Annotated in this window: 1 protein-coding gene; it reads right to left on the reverse strand. The window is 72.7% G+C overall.

Translation table 11 applies throughout. The annotated features are described in order from the left end of the window. Positions 1-172: 172 nt before the first annotated feature. Positions 173-1,795 (reverse strand): IS1182 family transposase, encoded by a 1,623-nt coding sequence (locus LWC35_RS38705; RefSeq protein ID WP_232875569.1) that lies wholly within the window; start codon positions 1,793-1,795, stop codon positions 173-175. Between the last annotated feature and the right edge of the window lie 69 nt (positions 1,796-1,864).

Consider the following 1,864-nt stretch of genomic DNA (forward strand, 5'->3'; position numbering starts at 1 on the left):
CTAGGAGACTGCTGAACAAGGGCGATTGAGGGGGCAGGGCGCCTCATGGCGGTCTTGTGCCGCTGGGTTGGGTCAGCACCCGTGGGTGCGACATATCGAGGGTCGCCCTGCCCGCTGGGGAGCCTGCGCCGCTGATCTTGGCGGGTCAAGGCTGGTGGGCGCGCTGTGCGGGTTATGCGAGTGCCCAGGCGCCGGCGGGCTGGCGGTGTAGGCCCAGGGCGAGCAGGCGGCGCAGGTTGAGCGCGGCGGCGCGGTGGGATAGCCACAGGTCGTTGGCGCGGGTGCCGCGGAAGCGTAGGCGTCGGGTGCCGCGGGTGAGCCAGGCGATGCTGCGTTCGACCATGGGCCGGTGCCGCCGGTAGATGGCGGCGAACTGCGGATCGGCGGCGCGGGCGCGGTGGGCGCGCTGCAGCGCGTCGTGTGGGTGTAGCCGCAGGGTCCGCCCGGACGCGGAGGTGGTGCATCGCGAGGCCAGCGGGCAGCCGCGGCAGCGGGCCCCGAAGACCGCATACCGGCTGCGGGTGATCCGGGTGGTGATCCCGTTCGGGCAGGTCACCAGGCCTGCGTTTTCGTCGACGGTGAAGTCGTCGAGGCTGAACCCGCCCGGAACGGTCGGGCGCAGCGGCCAGGGTTTGATCACCGGGCGGTGCCCGGCGGCCTCGAGCGCGGCGAGCATCTCCCCGGTGCCGTAGGCGGAGTCGGCGAGCACCTCGAACCGCGGCCCGGCCTGGTCGTGCCTGGCCTGGCCCGGCTCGGTCTGGCCCGGCTCGGTCTGGCCCGGCTCGGTCTGGCCCGGCTCGCGGTCGAGAAGGGTGATGCCGATGGCGGCGTCGGAGTTGTCCGGCCCGGCGGCCGGGGTGAGCGCGGTGGCGGTGATGATCCCGGTGTCGGGCTCGACGACGAGGTGGGCCTTGTAGCCGTCCTGGCGGCGGTGGCGGGTCTTGTGCGCGTGCCGGGCCTCGGGGTCCACCGTGGAGATGACCCGGTCCGGGGCGGTGCGCCGGGCGATGCGCCAGCGCCCGTCGCGCCCGTCGGAGCCCTCGGCGGGTTCGACGTCCTGGCCGGCCACCAACGCCAGCAACCCCACCGCTTCAGCGGCCTTGGCGTCGAGCTCCTGGTCGGGCAGATGCCCGAGGATCCGGTGCGCATCGCCGACCAGGGCGTCGACCAGCTCGGCGCGGGCCTGCTCGTCGCCCCAGGCAATCTGCGGTTTCCCGGCCTGGGTGTAGTCATGCCCGCGGGCCTGGGCGGCGATCACCTCGGCGGCGCCGGGAACCTCGCGTGCGACCCGACGGACCGCGGCGATGATCTGGGTGATTGTGTCCTGGGTGGCCACCGCGTCATCGAGGATCGTCGAGTCCAGCGCCCGGCGGTGCTTGCCGGCCAGCGCGCCGGTCTCGGCCACCACCGCCCGGACCACGTCGAAGATCCGTTCCGGGCGGTCGGACGCGGCCAACCGGCGTCGCCAGTAGGTCAGCGTGGTCGGGTGGAAGCCGGAGTCGGTGACCGCGAGCCCGCACGCGGCCTTCCACCGCAGATCGAACGTCAACGCCTCGACGGCCTCGCGGTCCGACACGTTGTGCAGGGTCTGCAGCACCAGCACAGAGGCGACCTGCTCGACCGGGACCGACGGACGGCCCCGGCCGGTAGCGAACAGGTCGACGAACAACTCATCGGGGAACAACTCGCGCCGGTGCGCGGCCAGGAACGCGAACATCCCGCCCTCGGGCAGCAAATGCCCGGCCACGGACTCAACATCGAGCAGCTCACGCTGCGGATCAGACCGTCCCTGCACCCGGACATCGTCCCAGCGGCCCGAGATCAACTCGCGGTCCGACACCCGAGCTTTTCAGCAGTCTCCTAG

Source organism: Pseudonocardia kujensis (assembly GCF_021283305.1).
In the GTDB taxonomy this organism is placed as follows: domain Bacteria; phylum Actinomycetota; class Actinomycetes; order Mycobacteriales; family Pseudonocardiaceae; genus Pseudonocardia; species Pseudonocardia kujensis.